The following is a 16,862-nucleotide window of genomic DNA, read 5'->3' on the forward strand; positions in this document are numbered from 1 at the left end:
AAATATAGTAAAAGAGACCTATCCAATAGGATCAGGTCTCTAACACGCCATTATTATTTTTTCTTCGGAATTTGAATTGTAATTTGATAGTACTCGTCAAACTCTTCTTCCTCAGAATTAACATTTAAACCACTGTCAGCAACCATTTGTAATGACTGCCTAATTGTATTCATGGCAATTCTTGTATCTCGACTTACTGCTTTTTGCTTTGCCTTACGCTTCGGTTTTGCTTCCTCTAGTAATTTCGCAATTCGTTCCTCTGTTTGCTTTACATTCAGTTGTTTCTCCACAATTTCCTGTAAAACCTTTAGTTGTAATTCCTCATTCTTTAAAGGGATGAGCGCACGGGCATGGCGTTCTGTAATACTTTTTTCTAATAACGCATTTTTTATTTCTTCAGGCAACTTTAACAATCGCAACTTATTTGCGATTGTGGATTGTCCTTTTCCGAGTCTTTGTGCCAATGCTTCTTGCGTTAAATTATGTAACTCAATTAGCTTTTGATATGCCACAGCTTCCTCGATTGCTGTTAGTTCCTCACGTTGCAAGTTTTCAATTAAAGCCACAGAAGCTGTTTCTGTATCATTTAAGTTTTTTATAATTGCAGGAACTTTTTCCCACCCTAACTTTGTTGCTGCACGGAAACGCCTTTCTCCAGCAATAATCTCGTACTTATCATCCTCATATTGCCTCACAACAATTGGCTGAATAAGTCCGTGTGTACGAATCGTTAATGCTAGTTCCTCAATACGCGCATCATCAAAAACTGTTCGTGGTTGATAACGGTTAGGGGTAATATTTACTATCGGAATTTCTTGTATTTCTTCATATACCTTTTTATCTATTTCTTCATGGCTTTCGTCTTGTAATTCGAATTCGCTCTCTTTATCTCCAAAGCCAAATAAACGAGAAAACGTATTTTTCATACATATTCCACCACCTTTAGGCCTATTGACTATTCTCCATAAAATGTTTCCTATGAAACATTTACGTTTTCATTTATATAATTTAATCTTACGTCTAATAAGATTTATTTTTCAATAGGTAATTTATTGGGTGTTCCCGGTTTGCGTGGATATTTCTTTGGTGTCTTGCGCTTTTTCTCGATTAATAAAATATTACGTTCACTTTCTTCAAACGGTAATTGGAACGTAGACATTTCTTTTAAATCCCCGCCTAGCACCTCTAAAGCATACTTGCCATTTTCAATTTCTTCGTTTGCTGCAGCACCTTTCATTGCAATGAATGTTCCCCCAACTTTTACAAGTGGTAAACATAGCTCACTTAATACTGAAAGACGCGCGACTGCACGTGCCATTACAATGTCGTACGCTTCACGTACACCTTCTTTTTTTCCAAATGTCTCAGCACGATCATGACAAAACGCGACGTCACTCAATTCCAACTTTTGTGCTAAATGATTTAAGAAATTAATACGTTTTTGCAATGAGTCTACAATCGTCACTTTTAAATGCGGGAAACAGATTTTTAAAGGAATACTTGGGAATCCAGCTCCTGCGCCAACATCACAAATTGAGAATGGTTTTGAAAAATCGTAATAAAAAGCAGCTGTAATGGAATCAAAAAAGTGTTTTAAATATACTTCCTCTTTTTCCGTAATAGCCGTTAAGTTCATTTTTTCATTCCACTCTACTAATGTTTCGAAGTAGATTTCGAACTGCTCTAACTGTCTAGAAGAGAGGGTGATACCCTTCTCTTCTAGCATAGATTGAAATTGTTCTATGTTCATCTAACAATATCTCCTTACTATTTATTGGTTCGATACTCGCGCAATTTTTCCTTGTTCAATATACACAAGTAAAATGGAAATGTCTGCTGGATTTACGCCCGATATACGTGAAGCCTGCCCCACTGAAAGTGGACGAACATCTTTCAATTTCTGTCTAGCTTCTGACGCAAGGCTAGAAATCGCATCATAATCAATATCGACAGGAATTTTTTTGCTTTCCATCTTCTTCATACGCTCTACTTGCTGTAAAGATTTTTCGATATATCCTTCGTACTTAATCTGAATTTCAACTTGTTCTGTAACTTCATCGCTTAATTCTACTTCACTTGGTACTAAAAGATGGATATGCTCATATGTCATCTCTGGACGACGTAATAAGTCACTTGCACGTATTCCATCTTTCAATTCACTTCCACCAATATTGCGAATTAATTCTTGAACTTCAGGACGTGGTTTAATAATAATGCTACTTAAACGTTCCTTTTCCTGTTCAATTTGTAATTTTTTATTTGTAAATCGCTCATAGCGTTCTTCTTTAATTAATCCAATTTCACGACCAATTTCAGTTAAACGAAGATCCGCATTATCATGGCGTAATAATAGACGATACTCTGCACGAGATGTTAATAAACGATATGGTTCATTCGTCCCTTTCGTTACAAGATCATCAATTAAGACACCAATATAAGCATCCTCACGACCTAAAATAACTTCTTTCTTACCTAAAGAACGACATGCCGCATTAATTCCGGCCATAAGCCCTTGTCCTGCCGCCTCTTCGTAACCAGAAGTTCCGTTAATTTGTCCTGCTGTATATAAATTTTTAATTTTTTTCGTTTCAAGTGTCGGCCATAGTTGCGTTGGCACAATTGCATCATATTCAATTGCATAACCTGTACGCATCATTTCAACATTTTCTAGACCAGGAATTGTTCTAAGCATATCACGTTGTACGTCTTCTGGTAAGCTTGTGGATAAACCTTGTACGTACACTTCTTGTGTGTTACGTCCTTCTGGCTCTAAGAAAATTTGATGACGTGGCTTATCATTAAACCTTACTACCTTGTCTTCAATTGAAGGACAGTATCTAGGACCTGTTCCCTTAATCATACCAGAATACATAGCTGAGCGATGTAGGTTTTCATCTATTAAACGATGTGTTTCCGTACTTGTATACGTTAACCAACATGGAATTTGATCCATAATAAACTTTGTCGTTTCAAAAGAGAACGCTCGTGGTTTATCATCACCTGGCTGAATTTCTGTTTTACTGTAATCGATCGTATTACTATTTACGCGCGGAGGTGTACCTGTTTTAAATCTAACAAGATCAAATCCAAGCTCCTCTAAATGTTCCGATAAAGTAATAGATGGTTGTTGATTATTTGGACCACTCGAATATTTTAAATCTCCCATAATAATCTCACCACGTAAAAACGTCCCAGTCGTAATTACGACTGTCTTTGCTGTATATTCAGCACCTGCTTGCGTAATTACCCCTTTACATTCGCCGTCTTCAACGATTAAACGCTCTACCATTCCCTGGAACAACGTTAAGTTTGGTGTTTCTTCAATTGTTTTCTTTAATTCATGCTGGTAAGAGAACTTATCTGCTTGTGCTCGAAGTGCACGTACAGCTGGTCCTTTACCTGTATTTAACATACGCATTTGAATATGCGTTTTATCAATGTTGCGTCCCATTTCTCCGCCTAATGCATCAATTTCACGAACAACAATCCCTTTTGCTGGTCCACCAACAGAAGGGTTACATGGCATAAACGCTACCATATCTAAGTTAATTGTTAACATTAATGTTTTGGAGCCCATTCGTGCTGCCGCAAGACCAGCTTCACATCCTGCATGACCTGCACCGATTACTATGACATCGTATGAACCGGCATTGTATCCCATTGTTTATTCCTCCTAATAATCTCTATCTTTCTGAAACATCACTATATTATTTTCCTAAACAAAATTGAGAGAACAACTGGTCAATTAGGCTTTCATGAACAGTGTCACCAGTAATTTCACCAAGTATTTCCCACGTTCTTGTTAAATCAATTTGCACCATATCAATTGGAACACCATTTTCTATCGCCTCAATTGCATCTCCAATTGTTTTTCCTGCTTGTGTTAATAATCCAATATGTCTCGCATTAGAAACATATGTTACATCTGCAGAATCAATTGTTCCTTCAAAGAATAAATCAGCGATTGCCGTTTCAAGCTCATCTATTCCTTGTTCCTCAATTAACGACGTTGTAATAACACGATTCCCCGCTGCCAATTCTATAACACGTTCCATATCGATTGCTTGCGGTAAATCTGTCTTATTTACAATAACAATGAAATCTTTTCCTTGTACGGCACGGAATAGATCTTCATCCTCATTTGTTAAAGCTTCGCTATAATTAACGACAACTAGCACTAAATCAGCTTGACTCATCATTTCTTTTGAACGCTCTACACCAATTCGTTCAACAACATCTTCTGTTTCACGAATTCCAGCTGTATCTATAAGTTTAAGTGGTACACCACGCACATTAACGTACTCTTCAATAACATCACGAGTTGTTCCTGCAATATCAGTTACAATTGCCTTTTTCTCCTGAACGAGACTATTTAATAGCGATGATTTCCCAACATTAGGTCTACCGATGATTGCAGTAGCAATACCTTCACGTAAAATCTTTCCTTGCTTCGATGTTTCTAATATTTTTGCAATTTCAGCACGAACATGTGTAGCTTTCTCAATTAAAATATTATGTGTCATTTCTTCCACGTCATCATATTCCGGGTAATCTATGTTTACCTCAACATGAGCTAACGTTTCTAATATATCCTGACGCAGACGACCGATTAATTTAGATAATCGTCCTTCCATTTGATTAATCGCTACGTTCATTGCACGATCTGTTTTTGCACGGATTAAGTCCATAACAGCTTCTGCTTGTGATAAATCAATACGGCCATTTAAAAAAGCACGTTTTGTAAATTCACCAGGTTCCGCTAATCGTACTCCTTGCGCTAAAATAAGCTGCAATACTTTATTTACTGAAACAAGTCCACCATGACAGTTAATTTCTACTATATTTTCACGTGTAAAAGTCCTTGGTGCACGCATAATAGACACCATTACTTCTTCAATAACCTGATTTGTATCTAAATCAACAATATGACCATAATGAATTGTGTGAGAAGGAACCTCTGTTAAATCCTTCCCTTTAAAAATACGATTAACTTTTTCAATCGCATCATCCCCACTTACTCGAACAATGGCAATTGCACCCTCTCCAAGCGCTGTGGAAATCGCGGCAATTGTATCAAATTCCATGTCCTTTCACCTCACTTGCTTATTTATCTCTATTTCAACATGATTATTTTCTTCACTAAATTATTAGAATACCATAACGAACCTATCTACAAAAGAATAATAACTCATTTTATTATGTCCTCATGTAAAAAACACTAAACTTATTCACAGTGGATAAGTTTAGTGTTTTTTAGTTATCCACACCTATTTTCCCCTCAAAAAAACCGGCACTCAATTGAGTAACCGGTCACTTGGAAGATATTACAACATGTCGATGTGGTTCTTTTCCTTCAGAAGTTGTAATGATATTTTGATGATTAGATAATGCTTGGTGGATAATCTTTCGTTCAAAAGATGGCATAGGCTCCAATACAACTCTTTTTTTCGTACTTACTACTTGTTTTGCTAATCGATAAGAAAGTGCTTCTAACGTAGCTTTTCTTTTACTACGATAATTTTCAGCATCTAATGTGATACCAATGTACTGCTTTGTATTACGATTCGCCACAAGTTTTGTTAAATACTGTAAAGAATTTAAGGTGTTCCCTCTTTTTCCAATCAAAACACCTACATTTTTGCCATGAATTGTAAATTCAACTTCGCGTCCTTTTACAATTTTACTAATCTCAGCTTCCACACCCATATCGTGAATAACATTTTTTAAATACTCTTCACATTCTTGAATTGGATCTTTCTTCAATACAACTTCTACTACTGCAGGTCGGTTCCCAAATAAACCTAAGAACCCTCTCTTACCCTCATCGATAATATTTATATCTACTCGGTCTTTTGAAACATTTAGTTGTCTTAAAGCATCCTGTACTGCCAGCTCGACTGTTTGTCCTTTAGCAGTAATTATACTCACTTGCTTGATCCTCCTGCCTTACTAGCCTTAATTTCCGGCCCTTTGATCAAGTACATTTGAGCGATACCAAAGATATTACCAACAACCCAGTAAAGCGATAATGCAGCTGGGAAGTTAATTGCAAAGATTAAAATCATGATTGGCATTAACCAAATCATCATTGCCATTTGCGGATTTTGACCAGCAGTTCCTGCCATTGCAAGTTTTTGCTGAATAAATGTCGTAATTGCCGCAACAACCGGTAAGATATAGTACGGATCTGCCTGTCCTAAGTCGAACCATAAGAATGTATGCTTACTAATTTCTGATGTTCTCATAATCGCATGGTAAAACGCGAATAAAATAGGCATCTGAACAAAGATTGGTAAACATCCTGCTAATGGATTTACACCATTTTTTTGATATAACTGCATCATTTCTTGTTGTAGTTTTTGCTGCGTTGCTTGATCTTTAGAGCTATATTTCTCTTTTAACTTCACCATTTCTGGTTGTAACGCTTGCATTGCTTTCGTACTCTTCGTTTGTTTAATCATTAATGGTAATAATGCAAAACGAATAATAAGAGTCGTAACAACGATTGCTAAACCATAATTACTACCAAATAAGTTGGCAAAATACGTAATTAACTGAGAAAGCGGGTATACGAAGTATTCATTCCAAATTCCAGTGCTTTTTGGTGTAATTGGCTGATTTACTTCACTACAGCCAGCAGTAATCGCCATTAATACAACAACCATGGCTAGTAAACCTAATTTCTTTTTCAAAGCCTACTCCTCCTTGTATCGGTATGTATATAGTGTAATTCATTTCCTTACGCTACTTTTTTATTCTTTTCATACCAGAGCGTTTAAAGACATGAATTAAGCTTTTCTTTACTTCTTCATATGTCATCTCTGCACAAGGCTTCCTTGCTATTATAACAAAATCTTTTCCAGAATCTATCTCATCTTTTAATTCTGTGATCGACTGGCGAATCATACGTTTAATTCGGTTACGCACTACTGCATTTCCTATTTTCTTGCTGACAGAAAGGCCAATACGAAAGTTTGGCTGCTCTTCTTTATCTAGTTGATAGACAACAAATTGACGATTCGCATTCGATTTTCCTTTTTGAAAAACCGTCTGGAATTCATCATTCTTTTTTATACGATGTTTTTTCTTCATATCAATTGACACTCCTGTAGTTCATCAGCGGAAATTCACTATTATTAGAAAAAAAGACCACTGAACGATCAGTGGTCTACGCAGATAATACTTTTCTTCCTTTACGACGACGAGCTGCTAGCACTTTACGTCCGTTCGCTGTGCTCATACGGCTGCGGAAACCATGTACTTTGCTGCGCTTACGTTTATTTGGTTGGTAAGTTCTTTTCATTATATGACACCTCCCTGAGGAATATCTGTTAAAGACAGTCTTATAAATTATAGTTAATCAACTAGGAAAATGTCAATGGTTCTAGAAATTTTCATCAAATATTCATTTTGAACCTATTCACATACTTTTTCACAGACGCTATATTTCCTTGTGGATAAATATTTTTTCTTGTTTTTTATATCCACAAACTCTTTTCGTACTTTTACACAGTATATCGTGTTGTGGACAAGTTTATTCCACAAGGTATTGATTTTGTGGATAACTTTCTTAATTTCATTGCTATAGCTACTTTTTTTTGATATTATAGTTGTGTTTTCACTTTGAATAAGTTTTCCACATCTTTATCTTATCCACAATTTGTGTATAACATGTGGACAGTTTTAATCACATGTGGGTAAATGATTATCCACATTCGCTTTTTTTGTCGAAAACCCTATCTCATATACAAACGACGTTTTTAGGTTTTAAAATACGTTTCGTATAAATATACATTTTATATTTATTTAGGTTGTACATTTGTTGCGCAACCTTATTCTTTTACCATCTTAGTAAAGGAGGGACACCTTTGGAAAACATCTCTGATTTATGGAACAGCGCCTTAAAAGAACTAGAAAAAAAGGTCAGTAAACCAAGTTATGAAACATGGTTAAAATCAACGACCGCACATAATTTAAAAAAAGATGTATTAACAATTACGGCTCCAAATGAATTCGCCCGCGATTGGCTAGAATCTCATTATTCAGAGCTAATTTCGGAAACACTTTATGATTTAACAGGGGCAAAACTAGCTATTCGCTTTATTATTCCCCAAAGTCAAGCTGAAGAGGAGATCGATCTTCCTCCTTCTAAACCGAATTCAGCACAAGATGATTCTAATCATTTACCACAGAGTATGCTAAATCCAAAATATACGTTTGATACGTTTGTTATTGGCTCTGGTAACCGTTTTGCTCACGCTGCTTCATTGGCCGTAGCCGAAGCGCCAGCTAAAGCATATAATCCCCTCTTTATTTATGGGGGAGTTGGACTTGGAAAGACCCATTTAATGCATGCAATTGGCCATTATGTAATTGAACATAACCCAAATGCCAAAGTTGTATATTTATCATCAGAAAAATTTACAAATGAATTTATTAATTCTATTCGTGATAATAAAGCAGTCGATTTTCGTAATAAATACCGCAATGTGGATGTTTTATTGATAGATGATATTCAATTTTTAGCGGGAAAAGAACAAACTCAAGAAGAGTTTTTCCATACATTCAATGCATTACACGAAGAAAGTAAACAAATTGTAATTTCCAGTGATCGGCCACCAAAAGAAATTCCAACTTTAGAAGATCGTCTTCGTTCTCGCTTTGAATGGGGACTCATTACGGATATTACGCCACCAGATTTAGAAACACGAATTGCAATTTTGCGCAAAAAGGCAAAGGCTGAAGGACTTGATATACCAAATGAGGTCATGCTTTATATTGCAAATCAAATCGATTCAAATATTCGTGAACTAGAAGGTGCACTCATCCGAGTTGTAGCTTATTCATCTTTAATTAATAAAGATATTAATGCTGATTTAGCAGCTGAAGCACTTAAAGATATTATTCCAAATTCTAAACCAAAAATTATCTCCATTTATGATATTCAAAAAGCTGTCGGAGATGTTTATCAAGTAAAATTGGAAGATTTCAAGGCGAAAAAGCGAACGAAATCAGTTGCCTTCCCTCGCCAAATTGCAATGTATTTATCACGTGAACTGACAGACTCCTCCTTACCTAAAATAGGTGAAGAATTCGGTGGACGCGATCATACAACCGTTATCCATGCTCATGAAAAAATTTCTAAGCTACTTAAGACGGACACGCAATTACAAAAGCAAGTTGAAGAAATTAACGATATTTTAAAGTAGTAGCTGAATAGTGTGAATAACTTTCCTTGTTTTACGCACAGTCTATCCACATGTAGATAGACTGTTTTTACATCTCTCAACGGAGTTATCCACATATCCACAAGCCCTATTACTATTACTACTATTTTTTATCTTTATTAATTAAATAAAATCTTATACTTACCGGAGGTTTTTCTTTATGCGTTTTACAATACAAAAAGACTATCTTGTAAGAAGTGTACAAGATGTAATGAAGGCTGTTTCTTCTCGTACAACAATTCCAATCCTTACAGGAATTAAAGTTGTAGCTACGGAAGAAGGCGTTACGTTAACAGGAAGCGATGCTGATATTTCGATTGAATCTTTTATCCCAGTTGAAGAGGATGGAAAAGAAATCGTAGAAGTGAAACAATCAGGAAGTATTGTTTTACAGGCGAAATATTTTAGTGAAATTGTAAAAAAATTACCTAAAGAAACTGTAGAAATTTCTGTAGAAAATCATTTAATGACAAAAATAACTTCTGGGAAATCAGAGTTTAATTTAAATGGTTTAGATTCTGCAGAATATCCGTTGTTACCACAAATTGAAGAACATCATGTTTTTAAGATTCCGACGGATTTACTTAAACATATGATCAGACAAACTGTATTTGCAGTTTCCACTTCTGAAACAAGACCGATCTTGACAGGTGTAAACTGGAAGGTATATAACAGCGAACTAACTTGCATTGCTACAGATAGTCACAGGTTAGCTCTTCGAAAAGCAAAAATTGAAGGCATTGCAGATGAATTCCAAGCAAATGTTGTTATTCCGGGGAAAAGCTTAAATGAATTAAGCAAAATTCTAGATGAGTCTGAAGAAATGGTAGATATCGTTATTACGGAGTATCAAGTATTATTCCGTACAAAACATTTATTATTCTTCTCAAGATTGTTAGAAGGAAATTATCCTGATACAACTCGCTTAATTCCAGCGGAGAGTAAAACAGATATTTTTGTAAATACAAAAGAATTTTTACAAGCAATTGATCGTGCATCTCTGTTAGCAAGAGATGGTCGTAATAATGTTGTGAAATTATCAACTTTAGAGCAGGCAATGCTAGAAATTTCTTCGAATTCACCAGAAATCGGAAAAGTAGTAGAAGAAGTTCAATGTGAAAAAGTAGATGGGGAAGAGTTAAAAATATCTTTTAGTGCAAAATATATGATGGATGCACTAAAAGCATTAGATAGTACTGAAATTAAGATTAGCTTTACTGGAGCAATGAGACCATTCTTAATTCGTACAGTAAATGATGAATCCATTATTCAATTAATTTTACCGGTTCGTACTTACTAAGTAAGAAATAAGGGTTGCTAGTTTTCAGATGCTAGTAGCCCTTATTTGATTTTTGGGTATTACTTTCCTAATGCTAGTTTATTTAGTACAATGAAAGAATGAACACTTTCAGAAAGTGGGCGATTTTATGAAACGTATTAAAATTTCAACAGAGTATATTACACTAGGACAATTTTTAAAGTTAGCCGATGTAATTGATACAGGTGGCGCTGTAAAATGGTTTTTACAAGAATATGAAGTGTACGTGAATCAAGAACTTGAAAATAGAAGAGGTCGCAAACTATATGCGAACGATATTATTGAAATTCCAGGAAGCGGAAGTTTCCAAGTTCAGTCATAAAGGGGGAGCCCCTTGTTTATTTCAGAAATACAATTAAAAAACTATCGCAATTATGAAAATTTAGAGCTTTCCTTTGAAGATAAGGTAAATGTAATTATCGGCGAGAATGCGCAAGGGAAAACGAATTTGATGGAAGCTATTTATGTTTTAGCGATGGCGAAATCTCATAGAACTTCTAATGATCGCGAGCTTATCCGTTGGGATGAAGATTTCGGTCAAATTAAAGGAAAGCTACAAAAGAGAAATAGTTCTTTGTCTTTGGAATTAAATATCTCGAAAAAAGGTAAAAAGGCAAAATTAAATCAACTTGAACAACAAAAATTGAGTCAATATATTGGCGTGATGAATGTTGTCATGTTTGCCCCAGAAGATTTAAATCTTGTAAAAGGAAGCCCTCAAGTAAGAAGACGCTTTTTAGATATGGAATTAGGCCAAATAGCTCCGGTCTATTTGTATGAATTGAGTCAATATCAAAAGGTGCTCACACAACGAAATCACTTGCTGAAAAAGATGCAAGGGAATAGTAAGAATGAGGAAACGATGTTGGATGTATTTACACTTCAACTTATTGAGCATGGTACAAAAATTTTGCAAAAACGCTTTGAATTTTTGCATTTACTACAAGAATGGGCAGCTCCAATTCATCGTGGTATAAGCCGTGGGCTAGAAGAATTAGAAATTGTCTATAAACCGAGCGTAGATGTATCAGAATCAATGGATTTGTCGAAAATAAAAGAAGTATACTATGAAAGTTTTCAATCCGTGAAACAACGTGAAATTTTCCGTGGTACGACTTTAATTGGTCCTCATCGTGATGATTTACAATTCTTCGTTAATAGTAAAAATGTTCAAGTCTTTGGTTCGCAAGGACAACAACGAACGACCGCACTGTCCCTAAAATTAGCTGAAATTGAATTGATTTACTCAGAAGTTAAGGAATATCCGATTCTTCTATTGGATGATGTATTATCAGAATTAGATGATTATCGTCAATCGCATCTGTTAAATACAATTCAAGGAAAAGTGCAAACATTTGTGACAACGACGAGTGTCGACGGAATTGAACACGAAACATTAAAAGAAGCGAAAACAATTCATGTAACGAACGGCACGGTAGATTGTGAAATAGATAGGGCATAATCCCTGTTTAAATGGAAAAGTAGGTGATCTTTGTGTCAATGGAACAAAAGCAAATGCAAGAAAATTCATATGATGAAAGTCAAATACAGGTACTTGAAGGACTAGAAGCAGTTCGAAAACGCCCTGGTATGTATATTGGATCTACAAGCGGAAAAGGACTTCACCATCTTGTATGGGAAATCGTCGATAATAGTATTGATGAGGCACTTGCAGGGTACTGTGATGAAATTAACGTTAGTATCGAAGAAGATAATAGTATTCGTGTAACGGATAATGGACGTGGTATTCCAGTTGGTATACAAGAAAAAATGGGACGTCCTGCTGTAGAAGTTATTATGACCGTTCTTCATGCCGGTGGTAAGTTTGGCGGCGGCGGTTATAAAGTTTCTGGTGGTCTGCATGGTGTTGGGGCATCTGTAGTAAATGCCCTATCAACAGAACTAGAGGTGTTTGTACATCGTGAAGGTAAAATCCATTATCAAAAATACGAAAGAGGTATTCCGGTTGCGGATTTAAAAGTCATTGGTGACACAGATCAAACAGGAACGATAACTCGATTTAAACCAGATCCAGAAATTTTTCAGGAAACAACAGTATACGAATTTGATACGCTAGCAACTCGTATGCGTGAATTAGCATTTTTAAATCGTAATATTAAATTGACGATTGAAGATAAACGTGAACATAAGCAAAAGAAAGAATTCCATTATGAAGGTGGAATTAAATCATACGTTGAGCATTTGAATCGCTCAAAACAACCAATCCATGAAGAACCTGTATATGTAGAAGGATCAAAAGATGGTATTCAAGTTGAGGTTTCCTTACAGTATAACGAAGGATATACAAATAATATTTACTCATTTACGAATAACATTCATACGTATGAAGGTGGAACACATGAAGTTGGGTTTAAAACAGCTTTAACTCGCGTGATTAACGATTATGGACGTAAAAATAGTATTTTAAAAGATGCAGACAGTAACTTAACGGGTGAGGATGTTCGTGAAGGTTTAACTGCAATTGTATCAATTAAACATCCAAACCCACAATTTGAAGGACAAACGAAGACGAAACTTGGGAATAGTGAAGCGAGAACGATTACAGAGTCTGTGTTTTCAGAGGCATTTGAAAAGTTCTTACTAGAAAACCCGAATGTTGCACGAAAAATCGTAGAAAAAGGTACAATGGCAGCACGTGCACGTGTTGCAGCGAAAAAAGCGCGTGAATTGACACGTCGCAAGAGCGCATTAGAAGTTTCAAGTTTACCTGGTAAATTAGCAGATTGTTCTTCGAAAGATCCAGCAATTAGTGAAATTTACATTGTAGAGGGTGACTCTGCCGGAGGATCAGCAAAGCAAGGTCGTGACCGTCACTTCCAAGCGATTTTACCGCTAAAAGGTAAAATTATTAACGTTGAAAAAGCAAGATTAGATAAAATTTTATCTAACGATGAAGTGCGTACAATTATTACTGCAATTGGTACGAACATTGGCGGAGATTTTGATATTGAAAAAGCTCGTTATCATAAAGTTATTATTATGACAGATGCCGACGTAGATGGTGCGCATATTCGTACCCTATTATTAACGTTCTTCTATCGTTATATGCGTCAAATTATTGAACATGGTTATATCTATATTGCACAGCCACCGTTGTTTAAAGTACAACAAGGTAAAAAAATTCAATATGCTTATAATGAGAAAGAGCTTGAAAAGATTTTAGCTGAATTACCAGCTCAACCGAAACCTGGTATCCAACGTTACAAAGGTTTAGGAGAAATGAACCCAACTCAGCTTTGGGAAACGACAATGGACCCAGAAGTACGTTCATTACTTCAAGTTTCCCTTCAAGATGCAATTGAAGCAGATGAAACATTTGAAATTTTAATGGGGGATAAAGTAGAGCCCCGCCGTAACTTTATCCAAGAAAATGCAAAATACGTGAAAAACCTTGATATTTAAATGAGTAATGACAGGAATCTGAGTATTCCTGTCTTCTACATATAAATCAATGTATGTGTAACGGAAATGTAAGAGGAGGTGCTCGTTGATGTCAGACAATCAACAACAAGCACGAATTCGAGAAATTAATATTAGCCATGAAATGCGTACCTCATTTTTAGATTACGCAATGAGTGTTATCGTATCTCGTGCATTACCAGATGTTCGTGATGGATTAAAACCTGTGCATCGTAGGGTTCTATATGCGATGAATGATTTAGGAATTACGGCTGATAAAGCGTATAAGAAATCAGCACGTATTGTTGGTGAAGTAATCGGTAAGTATCACCCTCATGGTGATTCAGCTGTTTATGAAACGATGGTACGTATGGCGCAAGATTTCAGTCAACGTTATATGCTTGTTGATGGGCATGGTAACTTTGGATCTGTCGATGGAGATTCAGCAGCAGCGATGCGTTATACAGAAGCAAGAATGTCTAAGATTTCTATGGAATTAATTCGTGATATTTCAAAAAATACGATTGATTATCAAGATAACTATGATGGTTCTGAAAGAGAGCCGATTGTATTACCAGCGCGTTTTCCTAACTTACTAGTAAATGGTACGACAGGTATTGCAGTTGGTATGGCAACGAATATTCCGCCGCATCAACTTGGCGAAGTAATTGATGGAGTATTGGCATTAAGTCATAATCCTGATATTACTATTGCAGAATTAATGGAGTGCATTCCAGGACCAGATTTCCCGACGGCAGGTTTAATTTTAGGAAGAAGTGGTATTCGTAGAGCGTATGAAACAGGACGCGGTTCTATTATACTTCGTGCTAAAGTTGAAATTGAAGAGAAGTCAAATGGCAAACAATCTATTATCGTAACGGAACTACCTTATCAAGTGAATAAGGCGCGATTAATTGAAAAAATTGCAGAATTAGTTCGCGATAAGAAAATTGAAGGTATTACAGATTTACGTGATGAATCAGATCGAAATGGTATGCGTATTGTTATGGAAGTACGTCGTGATGCCAATGCTAATGTATTATTAAATAACTTATATAAACATACGGCACTTCAAACAAGCTTTGGTATTAACATGCTGTCTCTTGTAAATGGAGAGCCACAAGTACTGAACTTAAAACAAAATTTATATCATTACTTGGAACATCAAAAAGTAGTAATTCGTAGACGTACTGCTTATGAACTAGAAAAAGCAGAAGCGCGTGCTCATATTTTAGAAGGGTTACGAATTGCCTTAGACCACCTGGATGAAGTTATTACATTAATTCGTAGTTCGAAAACAGCGGAAATTGCAAAGCAAGGTTTAATGGAGCGTTTCGGCTTAAGTGAAAAACAAGCGCAAGCTATTTTAGATATGCGTTTACAACGTTTAACAGGATTAGAACGCGAAAAAATTGAACAAGAATATCAAGATTTAATGAAGTTAATCGCTGAATTAAAAGCGATCTTAGCGGATGAAGAAAAGGTTCTTGAGATTATTCGTGAAGAATTAACGGAAGTAAAAGAGCGCTTCAATGATAAGAGACGCACGGAAATTACAATTGGTGGTATGGAGTCTATTGAAGATGAAGACTTGATTCCAGAACAAAACATCGCTATTACGTTAACTCATAATGGTTATATTAAGAGGTTACCAGCTTCTACGTACAAAACACAGAACCGTGGCGGACGTGGTGTGCAAGGAATGGGAACAAATGATGATGATTTCGTAGAGCATTTATTAACTACTTCTACGCATGATCATATTCTATTCTTCACTAATAAGGGGAAAGTATACCGTACGAAAGGATATGAAATCCCAGAGTATAGTCGTACAGCGAAAGGTATACCTATTATTAACCTATTAGGTGTAGATAAGGGTGAATGGATTAACGCGATTATTCCAATTCGCGAATTTGGTGACGATGAGTTCTTATTCTTCACAACAAAACAAGGTATCTCTAAGAGAACGCCACTTTCATCATTTGCGAATATACGTACAAATGGTTTGATTGCAATCTCTCTTCGTGAAGAGGATGAAGTAATATCTGTACGTTTAACATCTGGTGATAAGGATATTATTGTAGGAACAAGTAATGGTATGCTAATTCGTTTTAACGAGCAAGATGTGCGTTCTATGGGACGCAATGCGGCTGGTGTAAAAGCAATTACATTAGGTGAAGAAGATCAAGTTGTAGGTATGGAAATTGTCGAAGAGGATGTAAATGTTTTAATTGTAACGAAAAATGGTTATGGAAAACGTACGCCAATTGATGAATACCGTCTACAAAGCCGTGGTGGTAAAGGTCTGAAGACTTGTAATATTACAGATAAAAACGGTAAATTAGTAGCTGTTAAATCTGTGACAGGTGAAGAAGATATCATGTTAATTACAGCAGCGGGTGTTATTATTCGTATGCCGGTTGATCAAATCTCTCAAATGGGACGTAATACACAAGGTGTTCGTCTAATTCGATTAGAGGATGAGCAAGAGGTAGCGACAGTAGCAAAAGCACAAAAAGATGATGAGGAAGAAACGAGCGAAGAGGTTTCTTCAGAAGAATAAGAGGGGAGATATCTCCTCTCTTTATTTTTTTATAATAATACTTGCATAGGGAAGAGAAAGTCTATATAATAGGCAGAGTCAGCAAATGAGAGATACAAGTTATCGAAAAAAACTTGTTGACGAAAATGATATACTGTGATATATTATAAAAGTCGCTGAAACGCGATGTTGAACTTTGAAAACTAAACGAAACAAACAACGTGAAACGTCAATTTTTATTTTAGATGCTAGACAAACTAACTTTATTGGAGAGTTTGATCCTGGCTCAGGATGAACGCTGGCGGCGTGCCTAATACATGCAAGTCGAGCGAATGGATTAAGAGCTTGCTCTTAT

The 16,862-nt window shown here is 35.9% G+C and carries 14 protein-coding genes and 1 rRNA gene; 7 read left to right on the plus strand and 8 right to left on the minus strand.

Features of this window, described 5'->3' with window-relative positions:
• Window positions 1-53: 53 nt before the first annotated feature.
• The 8 genes from noc to rpmH all read right to left on the minus strand — a co-directional run bounded on the left by noc (window position 54) and on the right by rpmH (window position 7,303).
• Entirely contained in the window at window positions 54-926 is an 873-nt protein-coding gene (noc, locus tag ACTFRS_RS25395; RefSeq protein WP_000799023.1) for a nucleoid occlusion protein, read from the minus strand.
• A gap of 104 nt (window positions 927-1,030) precedes the next feature.
• Window positions 1,031-1,750, minus strand: a complete 720-nt coding sequence (rsmG, locus tag ACTFRS_RS25400; protein WP_001019621.1) for a 16S rRNA (guanine(527)-N(7))-methyltransferase RsmG — start codon at window positions 1,748-1,750, stop codon at window positions 1,031-1,033.
• 21 nt (window positions 1,751-1,771) lie between these two features.
• The gene (gene mnmG, locus ACTFRS_RS25405) at window positions 1,772-3,661 is read right to left on the minus strand and encodes a tRNA uridine-5-carboxymethylaminomethyl(34) synthesis enzyme MnmG (RefSeq protein WP_139868628.1); all 1,890 of its coding nucleotides are present in this window, start codon (window positions 3,659-3,661) and stop codon (window positions 1,772-1,774) included.
• A 46-nt stretch (window positions 3,662-3,707) separates the two neighbouring features.
• Window positions 3,708-5,084: a tRNA uridine-5-carboxymethylaminomethyl(34) synthesis GTPase MnmE gene (gene mnmE / locus ACTFRS_RS25410; protein ID WP_139868630.1), complete on the minus strand. Its 1,377-nt coding sequence runs from the start codon at window positions 5,082-5,084 to the stop codon at window positions 3,708-3,710.
• Window positions 5,085-5,310: 226 nt separating this feature from the next.
• Complete coding sequence (gene jag, locus ACTFRS_RS25415) at window positions 5,311-5,928, minus strand: RNA-binding cell elongation regulator Jag/EloR (RefSeq protein WP_139868632.1); 618 nt, start codon at window positions 5,926-5,928, stop codon at window positions 5,311-5,313.
• A complete protein-coding gene (gene spoIIIJ / locus ACTFRS_RS25420) occupies window positions 5,925-6,692 on the minus strand; it encodes a YidC family membrane integrase SpoIIIJ (protein ID WP_098320360.1) in 768 nt (255 codons plus the stop codon). The genes jag and spoIIIJ overlap by 4 nt, the downstream gene beginning before the upstream one ends.
• A 52-nt stretch (window positions 6,693-6,744) precedes the next feature.
• A complete protein-coding gene (rnpA, locus tag ACTFRS_RS25425; RefSeq protein ID WP_029440294.1) occupies window positions 6,745-7,092 on the minus strand; it encodes a ribonuclease P protein component in 348 nt (115 codons plus the stop codon).
• 76 nt (window positions 7,093-7,168) lie between these two features.
• Window positions 7,169-7,303, minus strand: coding sequence for a 50S ribosomal protein L34 (rpmH, locus tag ACTFRS_RS25430; protein ID WP_000831901.1), 135 nt, complete (start codon window positions 7,301-7,303; stop codon window positions 7,169-7,171).
• Between the two features lie 565 nt (window positions 7,304-7,868).
• Between rpmH and dnaA the strand changes: the two genes are divergently transcribed.
• The 7 genes from dnaA to ACTFRS_RS25465 form a co-directional block, all read left to right on the plus strand.
• On the plus strand, window positions 7,869-9,209 hold the full coding sequence (gene dnaA / locus ACTFRS_RS25435; protein WP_000428025.1) for a chromosomal replication initiator protein DnaA: 1,341 nt from the start codon (window positions 7,869-7,871) through the stop codon (window positions 9,207-9,209).
• A gap of 178 nt (window positions 9,210-9,387) precedes the next feature.
• Window positions 9,388-10,527 (plus strand): DNA polymerase III subunit beta, encoded by a 1,140-nt coding sequence (gene dnaN, locus ACTFRS_RS25440; RefSeq protein ID WP_001212891.1) that lies wholly within the window; start codon window positions 9,388-9,390, stop codon window positions 10,525-10,527.
• 127 nt (window positions 10,528-10,654) lie between these two features.
• Window positions 10,655-10,867, plus strand: coding sequence for a S4 domain-containing protein YaaA (yaaA, locus tag ACTFRS_RS25445; RefSeq protein ID WP_000821367.1), 213 nt, complete (start codon window positions 10,655-10,657; stop codon window positions 10,865-10,867).
• A 12-nt stretch (window positions 10,868-10,879) separates the two neighbouring features.
• Entirely contained in the window at window positions 10,880-12,007 is a 1,128-nt protein-coding gene (gene recF / locus ACTFRS_RS25450) for a DNA replication/repair protein RecF (RefSeq protein ID WP_087955268.1), read from the plus strand.
• 38 nt (window positions 12,008-12,045) lie between these two features.
• Window positions 12,046-13,968, plus strand: a complete 1,923-nt coding sequence (gyrB, locus tag ACTFRS_RS25455) for a DNA topoisomerase (ATP-hydrolyzing) subunit B (protein ID WP_000435993.1) — start codon at window positions 12,046-12,048, stop codon at window positions 13,966-13,968.
• An 88-nt stretch (window positions 13,969-14,056) separates the two neighbouring features.
• Window positions 14,057-16,528, plus strand: coding sequence for a DNA gyrase subunit A (gene gyrA, locus ACTFRS_RS25460; RefSeq protein ID WP_001282851.1), 2,472 nt, complete (start codon window positions 14,057-14,059; stop codon window positions 16,526-16,528).
• A gap of 242 nt (window positions 16,529-16,770) precedes the next feature.
• A 16S ribosomal RNA gene (locus ACTFRS_RS25465) occupies window positions 16,771-16,862 on the plus strand; the annotation flags it as partial.

The sequence above is a fragment of the Bacillus cereus group sp. MYBK139-1 genome (assembly GCF_051916915.1).
GTDB lineage: Bacteria > Bacillota > Bacilli > Bacillales > Bacillaceae_G > Bacillus_A > Bacillus_A pacificus.